Consider the following 16,194-nt stretch of genomic DNA (forward strand, 5'->3'; position numbering starts at 1 on the left):
ATCCACCGGAATCGCCTTACGACAACCGTTTCCACGCACCGATCAGCCCGTCACTGTCAGTCATCACTGCCTCCAGCGATCGATAGGGTATTTGTGGGCGGCCCCGGTTGGCTCCACTCGGAACTTCCCGGGACGAACTCCACTGGCAGTGGCGACGACCAGTGGCCGAAGACCCGACAAACACCTGTTAAGCACCGCGGCACCGCCGGTGTCCTCATCGGGTGCGCGGGAGGACGGTGAGCACCCGCTCGATGTGGTCGCGGAACTCCCGCATGTACCCCCGCAGGAACTGCGCGGTCGACTCGTCGGAGATCGTGCCGTCGTCGCCGTAGATCTCAGGCTTGAACGTGATGTACGCCTCCGGGGCGGTCATCTGCCGCGCGTTGGTGAAGCTCAACACCGCGCGCAGACTCTGCTGCCCCACCGCCGTGCCGATCGCGCCCGGGGAGGCGCCGATGACGGCCGCGGGCAGGTGGTCGAACGAATTCTGGCCCCACGGCCGGGAGGCCCAGTCGATCGCGTTCTTCAACGCCCCCGGGATCGACCGATTGAACTCCGGGGTGACGAACAAGATCGCGTCCACCGCGGCGATCGCCTCCTTCAACGCCCGCCCCTCGGGCGGGTAATCGGCGTCGTAGTCCTGGCTGTAGAGCGGCAGATTCCCGATGGGGATCTCGACGAACTCCAGATCGTCCGGGGCGAGGTTAATCAGCGCGGTGGCCAGGATCCGGTTGATCGAGGTGGAGGACAGACTTCCGACGATGTAACCGACCATGTAGGTGCTCACCGGTGTTCCCTTCGCGCGGAGACGGATTCCCTCCATCATCCCTGTTCGGTAGGCCGCGTCGCCGGCGATCGACCAATCCGCGCGCCCGAACTTCGTCATGCCATCGAGAACGCGACGCGATCCGGTTCGCGGGCCGACTCGACCCAGGGCGACGGGTTGGTCATCGCCGGCGAGGATCCGAACCGGTTCGCTGGATCGTGGGCGCGATCGAGATGGCGGTCACGAACCGTGAAGGTGAGCGGCGTGATCCGCGGGACACTGCACCGGAGGACGCGAAGAACCCGGCCGTCACGCATCACGGTCCCCTGTCACCGCCGGCCGACACGAATGCGGTCAGGTGAGCACGAGAGCCGCCGTCCGAATCAGACAGGGAAGTCGCGGCAATCGCCACCCGCGGCACGCGGCACGGAAACAGCGGGTCGCCTCCGAGGGCCGCACTGGTGATCAGGCTGCGGACGTCACCGTTCCCGAACTACCCACACGCGAGGCGGGCGACCAGCGACCCGGGGACACGCCCCCGTTCGAGTGGCTCGACCCGCACCGTCGTTATAGGCCACACCATCGCGGACGGTCGCGGACAATGATATTGCCTCGGACGGAAGAAGGTCGACAACTCGTGGACGCAGCGACAGGCAGCACATCGAACCTCACCATGCCTGCGGCGTTCGTCGGACACGGCAACCCGATGAACGCAGTGCAGGTCAACCGCTACACCGCCGCATGGAAGGCGTTCGGGGAGGCGGTGCCCCGCCCCCGCGCGATCCTGGTCGTCAGCGCGCACTGGTACATCAACGCGACCGCGGTCACCGCCATGCCGCGCCCGCGCACCATCCACGACTTCTACGGATTCCCCCCGGAGCTGTTCGACGTGCACTACCCCGCACCCGGACTGCCCGAACTCGCCACCGAGATCAGCGACGCCGTCCACCCCACCTGGATCGGTGCCGATCTCGACAGCTGGGGAATCGACCACGGCACCTGGTCCGTACTCGTCCACGCCTTCCCCGACGCCACCATCCCCGTCGTCCAACTGAGCATCAACGCGGACAAACCGCTGGACTACCACCTCGAGCTCGGTGCGAAGCTGGCCCCGCTGCGCGAGCGCGGCATACTCGTCATGGCAAGCGGCAACATCGTCCACAACCTCCGCGGCATGAACTGGGCACTCGCCGACGACGGTTACCACTGGGCCAGACGATTCAACGAAGACGCCAAGACCCGCATGCTCACCAACCCCACCGAGTTCGCGGCACTCGACGCCCACCGCGACTTCGCCCAGGCAGTACCGACTCCGGACCATTTCATCCCCGCCCTGTATCTGGCCGGGCTCGCAGCCGCCTCACCGAAACCCGACATCGATGTCCTCGTCGACGGCTACGCATACGGCTCACTGTCGATGACCGCCTACACGATCGATCTCCCCTGCCCGAACACCCCCGAACTGGGCGGATCCCCCCTGCCGCCGGCAGAACTCCCACCAGATGCCTCCAACATCTGAGAGCGGCGACCGATACCACCACAGCAGGTGCAGCGCGGAACGGCTGGCCTCGCCGGATCCGCACATCCATCTGCTTGTGAACGTGGCCCATCGGCGGACCCCATGAAGTAGGTCGGGCGGTGGTGAAGGGAGGCTACCGCGTCGATCCCGACGTCGGCCCGTGACTCCACCCCGCCCTCGAATGCCCGCGGGACACCTACCCGAGGCGAAGTACCCGGACGACGAACACCAGGGATCGGGCTTCCCCTACGCCACCACACCCGATAGCACGGGAAGCGCGGTCTACGTTCCTCGTCGGTTTCGGCGAGTGTGCGCAGGCAGTCGATCAGGCCGGTGATAGCCGACACCGACAGCACCGAAGGCCGTTTCGTCGCGGTCGAATACGCGCTCGACGTGCCGGCATTCACCGACCGTGAAGTCGATGCCAGGACTCCCGGTTGAAGTTGTGCAGGTCGGCACCGAAACCCGTGTCGCGGCAGCGCACGCCGCCGGGGTCACAGCCACGCGAGTGCGGCGACGACCAACGCCTCGGTGCCGGTGTCGAGGGTGGGTTGGATCACCGGGGCGAAGGACGCGGAATGATTGACCGGAATGTCCTCCGATACCCGCCCGGCCTGCTCTGCCTCGCGGTAGGTGTCGGGGTCGATGCCGCCGAAACCCCAATACGTGCACGGCACACCGAGCGCGGTCGGGATGTCGCTGAAATCCTCACTCGCAGTCTGCATCGGCATCACCCGGCTGCGATCACCGAAATGCTCGCCGAACGGGGACGCGACCCGGGTGGCGTTCTCCGGGTCGTTGTCGACAGCATTCGGATCACCGTCCACGACCGGGGTAGACACGGCTCCATGCCGCAGGCCACGGTCGACCCGGTGGTGCTGGCCGCGAGGCCTGGAACAGGTGGCGACGCTCGCCGGCCCGCGCGGTGATCGGAAATGTCCTCCGGCACAGTGGCGTACGAAGTACGCAGGGAACGTAATGCCCGCGACACACAGAGTTCGCTCTCGGTGCGTGCCGATCACCGCCTGCCGTCGCCGCTCTAGTGCGGTCGCGGGACGCGGTGATCGGCGCTCTTTACTCGGCCAGGTCAGGCCACAGGGTGCGCAGGAGTCGGTCGGCCCAGTCGCCGGCGACGGTGCCGTGACGCAGCGCCGCGGCGAGGTAGGAGCCGATGATGATGTTGATGGTCTGATCGGTGTCGAGGTCCGACGGAAGGGCGCCGGCGGCGATACCGGCGTCGAGAACATCGATCATGGTGCGGCGGCGGGCGGCGGTGACGGCGCGGAACAGGTCGGTGAACTCGGGGTCCTGATCGGTCAGGATCGCCGCGATCGTCCCCATACCGGCTTGTTCCTCGAGGACCCGGCGGGTGTCGTCGAACATCCACAGCAGTTGCTGCCGAATCGGCAGGTCCCCCGGGATGCGGGGGGCGTCCTCGTCGACGGCGGCCGCCAGCGCCGCCCGCAACATCTGCGCCCGGTCCTGGTAGTGCCGGTAGATGGTGGTCTTCGCGACACCCGAGCGTGCGGACACTGCGTCGATGGTGACCCGTTGCGGGCCCTGGGCGCGCAACAAGTCGAGGGTGGCCTCGATGATCCGGGCAACGCTGCGTTGTCCGCGCAGCGCGTACGGCAGGGCCTGCGGCGGTGGACCGTCTGTCGTGGGCATCGTTTGTCGCGTCCTCTCGGGTCGTGGACATTCTTTTCTCGGGTCGGCGGGGCGTTCTCACCGCGCGGGTGGCCGGTGGGAGACGCTCAGCGAACCCTCAGAATCATTCGCTACGCTGATCGTATCGTAGCGAACTCTCGGGCGTGGCCCGCAGTTCGCCACCCGATGCCGTCGCCGCCCGCCGGAGGGGAACAACGACCCCACCCGGTCGCCGGGGCCGGAGTGACGTCACCACCGACATGCGCTTTCAGAGAAGGGAGCAGGAGATGACACCCACATCCGCACTCGAACGAGCAGATCGGCTGCCGGCGACGAACGCACACAACCCCACCACCGGCCGCGAGGCGCGGTCACCGGTGGTGCCGCTGATCGCGGTCGCGGCGGCGGCGCCGACCTCTGCGTTCGCGGCAGTCGTCGCCCGGTCGGTGACCACCGGAGCCCTGATCGCCCTGCTGATGTTCGCGGCCGTCATCCTGGCGGCCCGGATGATCTGACAAACCCGCACTGGCACCACCACAACCCGGATCTTGCCCACCCACAACAGGAACCCCGCAATGAACCTGTCGAGAACACCCACCCACACCCTCTACGGATCCGTCGCCTACGGCGGATCGATGAGCACCGTCGACATCAAGTCCCACATCGAGGCCATGTTCGAGTCCTCCCGACCCGCGCCCGAAGCGAAACAACTCGATCGATGGGAAAACGAGGGCGGAACCCTCCCCACCCCGCCGTCCGCAGAAGTCAGTTCGTCGAGTTCGAACCAGGTGAGACTGTCGCAGTAACGTCCTGCGTGCACGAATGTCGACGCGCAGGAATGCAGTCATGCAGACGAGCTGGACCTGCTGATCGGCATCACCGCTCGACTCGAGCAACTGCACTGGATGTGGCAGGCCCAGAGCGCGCAACCATCTGCCCAGCGCCGTCGGCTCGGACAGTTGCTCAGCGGATAGCTCCGCCAGCCGGTACGCGAACGAAGTGGAGCCGCGACGAACGATCGGCACCGGTTGCCTCGGTCAGCAATTCCTCAACGATCGCAAAGGATCCCGACCCCGCTCACCGGCTCCTGGCCGCGCTGCGCGGCAGGTTCTCCACCATCCGACCGGCCTGGGCCGACTGCGGCTAGCTTGGACGGTTGCCCTCTGGGCGAAAGACGTTCTCGCCCTTTCCGTGCAGATCATCAAGCACGTCCCGGCGGCATCGCTTCCCACTGCCGATCGGACAACACCCGAAACCGAGTTACCCAAATATTGTCGGGCACAGCGTCTTACACATTGCCCAGACGCGCTTACCCTACGCTCCCGTCGCGACGAATCGTGATCAATTCGGGGTCTCGATCTGTCAACAGGATCGGCTCAGCCGAATCCTCGCCCCGCCCAGTTGTCGACGCAACGGGGGCGCTCGACGCGCGGCAGATGAGCATGTCAGCCCTGAGCGGCACGGAGCCGGTAGGGCACCGTTCCCAGTAAGAGTCCGAGTGGCCTTCGCAGGGCCAGGTTCACACGGAAATAGGCCAGCATGATTGATCTTTCAACTAAATATAGGTGTCGCATCCTTCCGATCCGGAAGGGTGCGACCGAAACTCACAGTACGGAGGATCATGGTTAGCAGTTCGACTCAGCACAGTGGTTCCATCGGGACCGTGTCCCAGAAGGGCATCCCCCAGGAGGTGGACGTGGCGATCGTCGGGTCCGGCGGCGCCGGCCTGATGGCGGCACTGACCGCCGCCAAGGAGGGCGCACGAGTCCTCGTGGTCGAGTCCCGCGAGATCGTCGGAGGCGCAACCGGGATCTCGGCGGGTGCCGCCTGGATCCCCAACCACGGCTTCTCGACCAAGGCCTTGAAGGTGCACGACGACCTGGACCAGGCCCGACGGTACATCTACGGCCAAGGCCGCGACCAGCTCCTCGACCACGATCTGGTGGAGGAGTTTCTTCACACCGGACCGCACGTCGCCCGGTTCATCGAAGAGCACACCCCTTTCGGGTGGATCCCGACGATCTGGCCGGACTACCGATCCGACATCGACGGCGCGTCCGTCGGCCGGGCACTGTTCCCCGGCCCCTACTCCCCGAAGGGACTGGGAGAGAACGCGAAGTTCGTGCGACCAGCCTTGGCGACGGGCATGGCCAAGAACCCGCTCCCGTTCTGGCTACTGGGTGGGATCGGCATCGACGACGTCTGGCTCGCCGGACCGGCCTTGATCGGAGCCCTGCTCGAGGCGGGCCTGCGCAACGGCATCGACGTACGCGTCGAGACGCCCGCCATCCGGCTAATCACGGACGGGTCCGGGGTGCACGGGATCGTCGTCCGGCCGGACGGCGTCGAGCACACGGTGCGCGCCACCAGGGGCGTCCTGCTGGCCAGCGGCGGATTCGAGAGCTCAACCGACATCACCACCACCTACCTCGACGCACCCTTCGGCGTGCAGGTCTCCCCCAAGGGCCATGACGGCATCGCGGTGCAGCTGGCCCAGGAAGTGGGCGCCGATCTGACCGGCATGGACGACGCCTGGTGGATGCCCGGGGTGCAGCTGCCCGGCGAGGAGCTCGAAGGCCGCCCACTCGCTCGAGTGTTTTTGGGCGAACGCGCGCTGCCGCACAGCATCATGGTCAACACCAAGGGCGAACGCTTCGCGAACGAGGCCCTGCCCTACGACCAGTTCGGACAGATCATGCGCGAGGTCGACCCGGAGACCGGCACCATGCCGAACGCCACGGCGTGGCTGATCTTCGACCACAACTACTGGACGAAATACGGAATCTTCAGCGTCACGCCGGGCGGTGAGGTGCCCGACTACCTCCACCGTGCCGGCACCCTGTCGGAGCTGGCATGCACGATCGGGGTCGACGAGGCGGGGCTGCTCCGCACGGTCGACCGGTTCAATCCCGAGGCCGCACGAGCGCGTGACCCGCAGTTCCACCGCGGTGACACGCTGTTCGACCGCTACTTCGGCGCCTACAATCCCCGGCTGGGCAACAACTCACCCGACGCCCGGTTCCCCGCCGCCGCCGCCAAGGCCCGCAAGGGCATCGCCGCGGCGATCGGTCCGATCGTGAGCAAACTCGCCCGGCGGGTAGCGAAGAACAACGACCCCGAACGCGTCCGTTCCCTCGTGGTCGGGCCCCTGGCGAAGATCATCCGACCCGTGCTGAACAGCCCGAAGTCGAGCGTGCTGGGACCGGTCGACACCGCCCCGTACTACGCGCTCGAGGTGAAGGCCAGCGCGCTCGGCACCGTGGGCGGCCCGAAGACCGACGCAGCCGGGCGCGCGCTCGACACCGAAGGCAACATCATCCCAGGCCTGTACGCCGCAGGCAATTCCGGTGGCGCACCCACGAAGGGCTTCTACGGAGGCGCCGGCGGAACGATCTCCCTCGGGCTCGTCTTCGGCTACCTGGCAGGACGCGAAGCAGCCAACCGTCACAAGGACGCCTGAGCATCTCATGGATGGCCTCGACCGCCCAGACGGCGGTCGAGGTAACCCCTTCCCCGGCAACAGCATTCGCTGCCGGTATTCGCATGACCCATCGTGTGCCCTCGTCCTGGTAAGTCCCCGGCCCACGACACAGCCAACCGAGAAGAACCTACCCCTGCGAAACCGCATTGCCCATCTCATAGGGGCACACCCCTCTGCTCGACTCAGCGCAACTGCAACGAAAGCTCGTCTGAGAACACCAGTTCACCCGATGAGCACTGTCACCCAATCCTCAGCTCCGAATCGGGGTGATCAGATCGGTCTTCGGATGCACCACGGCGAGGGTCGACTTCCGCTGTATGGATCGTTTCGGACACGGCCACGGTCCCGCCTCAGATAGCCGACGCGCCGCCCGCACCCCTCCCCGAACCGAACCGAAATCACCGGTGGCGGCAGTCCACCCCAGGAAACACTCACCGAAATACCGCACCCAAAGGGCCACGTTCATCGAGTCCGCCGACCAAGCCGGCACTCCGCGAGCGGACCACCCTCGTCGATCACGATGATCGACGGAGCGCTCGGCCGGGGTGCACCACTCCCGGCTTGCCGACTGCGTTGCGCCGGCCCCTGGTCGACGGCTGGCCGGCTCCTGCAGCGGGGCGATGACGCGTTCGATCGAAGTTACCCTGCCCGCAAGGACACTCTTCCGACACAATGTTGATGGAATTCGTCGAACTACCCTGCGGGACCAGCAAAGACGTCTGCTCGACGATAGGTTCGTAATTCACCTGGACGCGGCTGAAATTAACGTCGCTGTTTCGCGAATCTCGACGCACCATCACTCCCCATGGACCGTTCTTGTTCCTCGTAACGCAGTCAACCAATCGGTCAAAGGCAGCGGTCCTGGCGCAGTCGACCGTCGTCGTCGGCGTCCCTGAGGCACACAGCAGGAGGGACATCGACCGATGTCCCTCCTGCCGTGTACAGCGTTCGCGTTCCCGCGACGACCGGCCGCCGCGAGACCGGGCTTCATCGGATCGACGCCTCATAGCTCGCACGATTGTGCACCTGCACCTGTTCGGTCACGTTGGCCGACTCGTCACTCAGATACGCGCCGCCGCCAACCAGCATGATCAACGCGCCGCAGATCCACGCGGTCCAGGCCGCACCGTCACTGGCGAACAACCCGACCCACGGCGCAATGAAGAGCGCCAACCCCACCACCGACAGCGCCCAGTGATCCTTCGTGGGATCCCGCGCGATCAGCGACCACGCCGCATAGATAGTCACCAACGCACCGAATCCCAGGGTGAGCCCCGCACCAACGGGCGTGGTGTCCGCCCACCACGACGCCGACATCGTGACAACACCGAGGAACATCGCCGACCATCCCGACCACGAATTCCGGATCGTCATTGTTTGGGCCGTCATTGTTCAGGCACCTCCCACATTAAGATACGCTACGGGTATCGTAGCTATGTCAAGTGTAGCGCTCCACGGCCAGGCGATATTCCGGTGATGAGATTTCGGCACCGAAAGGCAGACGGTCGACACGACGCCACCACGGCGAGGACATGTCGCCGACACCTTAGCCGTCGCCCGCGGGGATCACGACACCGTGCTGACAATGTGAGCCGGTATGCGGAAGGCTTCGGGGTCGGTAGGTTGGCCGTAGGAGACCATCAGGGCGTGCATGGTGTTCCGTTCTCAGGGCAGTTCTCAGGGTTGGACGGGATCGAGGGCGAAGTCGTAGTGCGTCTCGCGCCCATCCGGGTTGGTTCGAAATCTAGGTCAGGCGGTATTCGGTCCGGGATGACCGTGTCGCCCACCCACGGCTCACGGCTCACGGCTCCGGATTACGGACCATCGATACGGTGCGTGACCAGAATAGGTTTCGCCAGCCGATCACATCGTCCACGCGGGTCTGCACGCTGCGGAAGCCGCCCGCTCCGGTGGCGTCGAGGGCCTTCATCGGCAGGCCGGCAGTGACGTAGAGCTTCGCAGCGCGACGGGTGCATCTTTGCCGGTGTAGTCCAGCAGGAATCCGGACTACAGGAAGAAGGGCGTCTTGTCGACGTCGCCGTACACGAAGACGTTCTCCCACGGCACGACAGCTTTACCGAAGACGAGATGGTGTCGTTCTCGTCCATCCGGCTCGTCAGCGGGTAGTCGAACGACGGGCTGCCGATCACGGCGGCCTGCTGGGTGTAGGACTTGCGGCAGACCAGCCTCACGCTTCTGCTGTCTCCCGTGCCTGGCGGAATTCGGATTGTAATTTGTTCCAAATGCTGTACAGAAAGATGTGCCCTAGAACACGCCTGCTTCGTATCGTGGCGCTTTAGGCATTGCCGGTCACGTGCACCTGAACGAGGGCTACCCCGCCAGGCGGGGTTCACAGTGCCTAGTCACCCACTGGGCCTTCCCTTTGCGGTGCACCGCGTGTGACTCACATTTTCACGGCGAGACTCGACCAGCTCGCGCAAGTTTGCTCACCACATGAGAGGGAGTCAGAGATGTCACTGAACGGGAAGATTGCGATCGTCACCGGTGCTGCACAAGGCATCGGGGAGGCCACCGCGAAACGATTGGCTGCCGAGGGCGCGACGGTGATCGCAGCAGACATCCAGGACACGGCGCGCACGGTGGATGCCATCGTCACCGCCGGCGGCAAGGCCGAGGCGCACGTGCTCGACGTGCGGATCAAGAGCAACTGGGCCGTGACCGGACGCGAAGTGCTCGAGCGACACGGCCGCGTCGATTTGCTTGCCAACGTGGCGGGTGTGGTCAACATGCTCAGCGAGGACAGTGTCGTCGGGCTCACCGAAGATGCGTGGGATCACGTCATCGGCACCGACCTCAAGGGCGTGTGGCTGGGCATGCAGGCGGTGATTCCGAACATGATCGAGCGCGGCGGTGGACGGATCGTCAACGTCTCGTCGATGGCGGCGCTGCGTGGCTTGCCGAATCTCGCGTCCTATTCGGCCGCGAAGGGCGGGGTCATCTCCCTCACGAAGCAGGCCGCGGTTGAGTACGGAGACAAGAACATTCTCATCAACGCCATCTGTCCGGGCACGATCGACACCCCGATTCTCGCGGACATCACCGACGAGATGCGCGAAGCGAACGCCAATGCCCACATCGTCCGGCGCCTGGGTCAGCCGTCCGAGATCGCCTCGATGGTCGCGTACCTCATGCGCGAGGGCAGCTTCCTCACCGGCGAGATCTACCCGGTGGACGGTGGCTGGGCGGCCAAGGGCAACTTCTGACGGAGTTTGTGCCCACCGACAATCGCACTCGCTCCGACCTCTTCTCCGGCCGGGGCGAGCACGACATTCTGTGATCCACGACATAACCGATGACCAATGTGAGCAAATCCGAGGAGATGCGCCGTGGACGATCAGCACTGCACTTTCGGCCTGTGGTACGACTTCCGAAACCCGGCGCGATGGCCGCGCACCTTCACCGACTTCTACGCACAGAGTCTCGAGCAGATTGCGTGGGCCGAGAGCCGCGGAATCGAGTCGGTCTGGCTGACCGAACACCACTTCATGACGGATGGGTACACCCCGTCGCCGTTCGTGCTCGCTGCCGCAATCGGAGCCCGGACCGAATCGATGCGAATCGGCACGAACCTGATCGTCTCCCCACTGCACAACCCGATTCGGCTCGCCGAAGACGCCGCGACACTGTCGCTGCTCACGGGTGGTCGCTTCGACCTCGGTGTGGGGCAGGGCTATTGGCAACCGGAGTTCGCCGCCTTCGGACGCGCCCTGCGCAACCGGCCCAGCCTGCTCGAGGAAGGCATCGATCTGATCCGACGCGCGTGGTCGGGTGAACCCGCCGAGTTCCACGGCAAACGATTCGACTTCCCAGCGCTCCCGGTCACTCCGCAACCGGAATCCATCCCACGCCTTCTGGTGGGCGCGATGGCCGAACCGGCCATCGAGCGGGCCGCGCGGATCGCAGACGGGTATCTGAGCACGCAGAATGCGCACCACGAGATGTATCTCGATGCCCTCGAGCGCGTCGGCCGGTCGCGGGACGACGGTCGCATCTACGCCGGCCAGTGGGCGGTGGTGGCCGACGACCCCGAGCGCGAATGGGCCCGCATCGGTGAGCACGCTCTGTACCAGATCAACGGATATATCGAGATGGGGGCCTTCGGGCCGCCCGAGTCCACTCCCACCTTCGCGACACCGCAGGACCTCCTCGACGCCGGCGCCTTCACGTTGTGGGATGTCGACACCGCCGTTATCGAACTCACGGCGTTGCTGGCATCCCGCCCGCAGATCAAGGACGTGCACTTCTGGGCGCAACTGCCCGGCGAGCCGGTCGACAGCGGCTCCGCGCGCATCGAACTGCTCACCTCCAAAGTGATTCCACAGGTACGCGCCGCGGTCGCCACCGCCCGGCAGGAGGTTTCCGCATGACCCCAATACCGTCGCCCGGTTCCAGCAGTCCGCTGGTGATCACCGACTTCCTCTTCCGGGCGCAAGAGCTGTTCTCGGCGAAAACGATCACGCAATATCAGGACGGCCAGAGGACCTTCGAGTACACCTACGGCGACTACGCGGACCGAGTCTTCCGGCTGGCTGCGGCGCTGGTCGACCTCGGGGTCCGGCCCGGCGACCGCGTCGCAACCCTCGCATGGAACCACTACCGCCATCTCGAGCTGTATCTGGCGGTCCCGCTGGCCGGTGCCGTGCTCCACACTGTCAACCTGCGGCTCGAACCCGACGAGATCGCCTACATCGTCGACCACGCCGACGACCGCATCGTCTTCGCCGACACCTCGCTACTTCCCCTGCTCGACATCGCGCGGGCGCGACGACCCGACATGCCGGTGATCACCACCGACGGCGACGGTGCCGCGCTGCCGAGCCAGGACGGATTGATCGCCGCGGCCGACCCGCTCACCGACCCGGTGCCTCGGGACGAGAACGACCTCGCGGCACTGTGCTACACGTCCGGGACAACAGGGTCACCGAAGGGCGTGGGATATTCGCACCGGGCGTTGTACCTGCACACGTTCACGGCATGCCTGGTCGACGGGCACGCGATCGGCGAGCGCGACACCGTCTGCCATGTCGTGCCGATGTTCCACGCCAATGCTTGGGGTATTCCGTTCGCCGCGTTGATGACCGGAGCCAACCAGGTGCTCCCCGGAGCTCACCCCGCAGTGCCGGAGATCGTGGCGATCCTCGAAAGCGAACAGGTCACCTACACCGGCATGGTGCCGACGGTCGCGGTCGATCTGGTCCGTCACGCGCTCGCCTCGGGTACCGACCTGACGTGTCTGCGCGCGCTCGTGCTCGGCGGTTCGACTCCGACTGCGGAGTTGATCCGCAGCATCGAAGAGGATCTCGGGGTGCCGGCCTACCAGGGCTGGGGCATGACGGAGTTGTCTCCGATGGGCACCTTCGCGCGCCCGCCCCGCTCGGCCGACGGCAATCCGCGGCGACGCTACGACTACATCCGACGGCAAGGCCGTCTACTGCCCGGCCTGCGGTGGAAGCTCATCGACGACGACGGTGCTGTAGTTCCCCACAACGGAGTGGACAGCGGTGAGCTGCTCATGCGCGGTCCATGGGTGGCCGAACGCTACTTCCGCGACGAGCACCCCGAGGCGTTCGTCGACGGCTGGCTGCGCACCGGCGACATCGCAACCATCGACGCCGAGGGCTACCTGACCATCGTCGATCGGGCGAAAGACCTGATCAAGAGCGGCGGTGAATGGATCAGCTCGCTCGCGCTCGAGCAGGCCCTGACGACGATTCCGCACGTCGCGGAGGCAGCGGTGATCGCGGTTGTGCACGAGCGGTGGCAGGAACGCCCCTTGGCGTTCGTTGTTCCCGAGACCGGCCACTCCCTCGATTCCGCCGGGGTACTGGATGCCCTCGCTGCCCTCGTCCCGCGGTGGTGGCTGCCCGAACGCATCGAGATCGTCGAGTCCCTGCCCCGCACCAGCGTGGGCAAACTCGACAAGAAGCGCCTGCGCGGTGCGGTCGAGGACCAGCTTTTTGTGGATACCCACAACGGTTCGGTCGCGGGTTCTCTCGGGTAAGGCCGCCTCGCTCTAGCGTCGGTTGCACCGGCCCGCCGCAGAGGGGCATCCGCCGTCACGAGGAGGAACACCGTGAGGTTCGGAATCTTTTATGTCCTGGAGTGCCCGGACCACGATTTTGCGCGGGCCTACCGGGAGATGCTCGAACAGATCTCCTACGCCGAGCGGCTCGGCTTCGACGAGGTATGGCTGGCCGAGCACCACGGCACCGACTACGGGTCGATGCCCTCGCCGCAGGTCGCCGCCGCGGCGATCGCCGAACGCACCCAACGGATGCGCATCGGCATCGCGGTGAGCAACCTGACCTTCGACTGGCCGGTGCGCATCGCGGAGGACTACGCGATGGTCGACGTCCTCTCCGGTGGGCGCCTCGACTTCGGCGTGGGACGTGGTTACCAGCCGCAGGAATTCCACAACATGGGCGTCGGCGACAGACAGGGTGAGAGCCGGGAGGTGTTCGTCGAAGCTCTCGAAATCGTGCGAGGACTGTGGAGCAAGCCGGTCGGCGAGCCATTCTCCTTTCACGGCAAGCACTTCCACCTCGACAACGTCGACTGCCGGCCCACCCCGGTGCAGCGCCCGACCCCGCCGATCTACATCGCCTCGATCAGCCCCGAAACCCTCGACCTGGCCGCGGACCAGGGCTACAACATGTTGGTCACCCCCACCTTGATGACGATGCCCGAACTGAACGCGTTCGTCGTCGACGCGAAACGCCGGTTGCGCGATCACGGCCGCGACATCCTCGATCTCGATTTCCCGATGAACTGGCAGATCCACCTCGCCGACAGCGAGGAGACCGCGGTAGAGAACGCCCGCGACGCGTTGACCTGGTACTTCGACGCCGCTCTCGCTGCGGTTCCACAGGGCCCGGAGGTGCCGCCGACGTACGAGCGGTACGCCGAGTTGGTCACCGCAACCGACGAGGCCGGCGGCATGACCGTCGAGGGCCTGCGCGATGGCGGCGTCGTCTACGTGGGCGACCCCGACGGGCTGATCCGGCAGATCGACGCCCTACACGACGAAACCGGCCTGCAGCACCTGATCTGCTGGATGCGTTTCGGCGGACTCGAGCACGAAAAGGTCATGCGCTCGCTCGAACTGTTCGCCGAACACATCATCCCCCGCTTCCGGGACCGCGAACCCGTCGTGCCCCGGGCCCTGCGTGACCACCCGGTGCCCCACACCTCTTCTCATCTGCTCAACCCCACTTCCCTACTCGCACAGGAGGACACCATGGGATTTCTGCCCGTCGAGAACGACCGCAGCATCTACTTCGAACACCACCGCGGTGAAGGTCGGCCGATCGTCCTGGTCCACGGCTGGGGCGCGACCACCCGCGCCTGGGACACCACGCTCCCGGCGCTGCTTGCCAACGGAAACGAAGTCGTCACCGTCGATCTGCGGTGCTGCGGCCGCTCCGACAAGGACTTCGACGACGTCACGATCGCCGCGTTGGCCTCCGACATCGTCCGGCTCGTCGACCATCTCGGCCTCGATCGACCGGTGGTCAACGGCTGGTCGCTCGGCGGCGCCGTCGCCACCGCGGCGGTCGCGCAGCTCGGCGACCGGGCCTCGGCGCTGGTCCTCACCGGTGGTGCCTCCCCGCGGTACACCGCGACCGACGACTGGCCACACGGTGGTGCCGTCGCCGACGTCGAAGCCGTGCTGGCGTCGGCTGCCGCCAACCGCGCCGAAACCTTCCGCGGGGTCGCCGCCGCGGTGTGCGCCGAGAATCCCGGCGAGGCCGTGCTCGATTCGATCTGGGACATGTTCATGGCGATGGGCCCACGTGGCGACGATTCACTGCGCGATCTGGCCACGGTGGATCTACGCAAGGAAATCGCCTCGCTCGAGGTACCGATCCTGCTGCTGCACGGCCGCGCCGACGCGTTCGTCCCCTTCTCCGCCGCCGAAGCCGTGCCCACGCTAAACCACCGCGCCGAGGTCGTCGAGTTCACCTCCAGTGGCCACGCACCGTTCCTCGAGGAGCGCGATCGCTACCTCGCCGAGCTGACAGGATTCCTGAACCGATGAGCACACCCAAGACCTGGCTGGTCACCGGCGGATCCCGCGGCATCGGTCGCGCCGTCGTCGAGAACGCCACCGCGCGCGGCGACCGGGTCGCAGTGTTCGCCCGCAAGCCTGCCACCGAGCAGTGGACGCACCCCGAGCGGGTCGTGGAGATCCCCACCGATATCAGTGACGCTGCCGCCCTGGGGCTCGCTGTGGACACGGTGTTCGAGACGTTCGGTTCGCTCGGCGTGGTGGTCAACGCCGCCGGCGTGCATCGCGGCGGCCGGATCGGGGACCTTTCGCGTGCGCACTGGGACGAGGTGCTCGCCACCAACCTCACCGGGGCGTTCGAACTCGCCCGCACGGTGGTCCCTCGCCTGCAGGACGGCGCGTCGATCATCAATGTCGGTGCCGTCGTGGGTTTCCGGGGTTTTCCCGGAGATGTCGCCTACGGCGCGGCGAAGGCCGGGCTCAGCGGATTGACGCAGGTGCTGGCCGTCGAGCTGGCCCCACGGGGCATCCGGGTGAATCTGGTGATCCCCGGGGTCGTGGATACCGACATGACCTCGGCGTTGACCGGACGTGCGCGCGAGCGGCTTGTCGGGGCGATCCCGATGGGCCGTACCGGCCGTGCCGAAGAGATTGCGCAGGTCATCGTAGGTGTCGCGGATTCGACCTACATGACTGGCAGCATCGTGGCCACCGACGGCGGGTTGATGAGCTCGTTCAGCTCCCGCTCTTGA

Annotated in this window: 12 protein-coding genes and 5 pseudogenes; 12 read left to right on the plus strand and 5 right to left on the minus strand. The window is 66.1% G+C overall.

Annotated elements, in window-relative coordinates; all coding sequences use genetic code 11:
* Nucleotides 1–214: 214 nt before the first annotated feature.
* Entirely contained in the window at nt 215–823 is a 609-nt protein-coding gene (locus HYG77_RS33325) for an NADPH-dependent FMN reductase (RefSeq protein WP_208964250.1), read from the minus strand.
* Nucleotides 824–1,439: 616 nt separating this feature from the next.
* On the opposite strand from HYG77_RS33325, the gene ygiD reads away from it, so the two are divergent.
* Nucleotides 1,440–2,285 carry a 4,5-DOPA dioxygenase extradiol gene (ygiD, locus tag HYG77_RS33330; protein WP_208964251.1) on the plus strand — a complete coding sequence of 282 codons (846 nt, stop codon included), beginning with the start codon at nt 1,440–1,442 and terminating at the stop codon, nt 2,283–2,285.
* Nucleotides 2,286–2,779: 494 nt separating this feature from the next.
* On the opposite strand, the pseudogene HYG77_RS33335 reads toward ygiD, so the two are convergent.
* Nucleotides 2,780–3,094, minus strand: a pseudogene (locus tag HYG77_RS33335) (peptidase); the annotation flags it as partial.
* Here HYG77_RS33335 and HYG77_RS40140 point away from each other — a divergent pair.
* Nucleotides 3,089–3,172 (plus strand): annotated as a pseudogene (locus HYG77_RS40140) (peptidase); the annotation flags it as partial. The pseudogenes HYG77_RS33335 and HYG77_RS40140 sit on opposite strands and share 6 nt — an antisense overlap.
* A gap of 187 nt (nt 3,173–3,359) precedes the next feature.
* Here the strand turns inward: HYG77_RS40140 and HYG77_RS33340 are convergent.
* A complete protein-coding gene (locus tag HYG77_RS33340; protein ID WP_208963895.1) occupies nt 3,360–3,953 on the minus strand; it encodes a TetR/AcrR family transcriptional regulator in 594 nt (197 codons plus the stop codon).
* 266 nt (nt 3,954–4,219) lie between these two features.
* Between HYG77_RS33340 and HYG77_RS33345 the strand changes: the two genes are divergently transcribed.
* From HYG77_RS33345 to HYG77_RS33355, 4 genes and pseudogenes are all read left to right on the plus strand, one after another.
* Nucleotides 4,220–4,447: a hypothetical protein gene (locus HYG77_RS33345; protein ID WP_208963896.1), complete on the plus strand. Its 228-nt coding sequence runs from the start codon at nt 4,220–4,222 to the stop codon at nt 4,445–4,447.
* 60 nt (nt 4,448–4,507) lie between these two features.
* Nucleotides 4,508–4,738 (plus strand): hypothetical protein, encoded by a 231-nt coding sequence (locus tag HYG77_RS33350; protein ID WP_208963897.1) that lies wholly within the window; start codon nt 4,508–4,510, stop codon nt 4,736–4,738.
* A gap of 54 nt (nt 4,739–4,792) precedes the next feature.
* Nucleotides 4,793–4,906 (plus strand): annotated as a pseudogene (locus HYG77_RS40145) (DNA starvation/stationary phase protection protein); the annotation flags it as partial.
* A gap of 647 nt (nt 4,907–5,553) precedes the next feature.
* A complete protein-coding gene (locus HYG77_RS33355; RefSeq protein ID WP_208963898.1) occupies nt 5,554–7,392 on the plus strand; it encodes an FAD-dependent oxidoreductase in 1,839 nt (612 codons plus the stop codon).
* Nucleotides 7,393–8,400: 1,008 nt separating this feature from the next.
* On the opposite strand, the gene HYG77_RS33360 is transcribed toward HYG77_RS33355, so the two are convergent.
* A complete protein-coding gene (locus HYG77_RS33360) occupies nt 8,401–8,802 on the minus strand; it encodes an SPW repeat protein (protein WP_244461470.1) in 402 nt (133 codons plus the stop codon).
* Nucleotides 8,803–9,223: 421 nt separating this feature from the next.
* Nucleotides 9,224–9,605, minus strand: a pseudogene (locus HYG77_RS33365) (4-hydroxyphenylacetate 3-hydroxylase N-terminal domain-containing protein); the annotation flags it as partial.
* A gap of 279 nt (nt 9,606–9,884) precedes the next feature.
* On the opposite strand from HYG77_RS33365, the gene HYG77_RS33370 reads away from it, so the two are divergent.
* The 6 genes and pseudogenes from HYG77_RS33370 (at nt 9,885) to HYG77_RS33390 (ending at nt 16,194) form a co-directional block, all read left to right on the plus strand.
* The gene (locus tag HYG77_RS33370; protein WP_208963899.1) at nt 9,885–10,637 is read left to right on the plus strand and encodes an SDR family NAD(P)-dependent oxidoreductase; all 753 of its coding nucleotides are present in this window, start codon (nt 9,885–9,887) and stop codon (nt 10,635–10,637) included.
* A gap of 123 nt (nt 10,638–10,760) precedes the next feature.
* A complete protein-coding gene (locus HYG77_RS33375) occupies nt 10,761–11,801 on the plus strand; it encodes an LLM class flavin-dependent oxidoreductase (RefSeq protein WP_208963900.1) in 1,041 nt (346 codons plus the stop codon).
* Complete coding sequence (locus HYG77_RS33380; protein WP_208963901.1) at nt 11,798–13,435, plus strand: long-chain-fatty-acid--CoA ligase; 1,638 nt, start codon at nt 11,798–11,800, stop codon at nt 13,433–13,435. The genes HYG77_RS33375 and HYG77_RS33380 overlap by 4 nt, the downstream gene beginning before the upstream one ends.
* A gap of 72 nt (nt 13,436–13,507) precedes the next feature.
* Nucleotides 13,508–14,446: pseudogene (locus tag HYG77_RS40150) on the plus strand (LLM class flavin-dependent oxidoreductase); the annotation flags it as partial.
* A gap of 225 nt (nt 14,447–14,671) precedes the next feature.
* Nucleotides 14,672–15,472 carry an alpha/beta hydrolase gene (locus HYG77_RS40155; protein ID WP_244461530.1) on the plus strand — a complete coding sequence of 267 codons (801 nt, stop codon included), beginning with the start codon at nt 14,672–14,674 and terminating at the stop codon, nt 15,470–15,472.
* Complete coding sequence (locus HYG77_RS33390) at nt 15,469–16,194, plus strand: SDR family oxidoreductase (protein ID WP_208963903.1); 726 nt, start codon at nt 15,469–15,471, stop codon at nt 16,192–16,194. Before HYG77_RS40155 ends, HYG77_RS33390 begins: the two co-directional genes overlap by 4 nt.

The sequence above is a fragment of the Rhodococcus sp. ZPP genome (assembly GCF_017656075.1).
Classification (GTDB): Bacteria; Actinomycetota; Actinomycetes; order Mycobacteriales; family Mycobacteriaceae; genus Rhodococcus_F; species Rhodococcus_F oxybenzonivorans.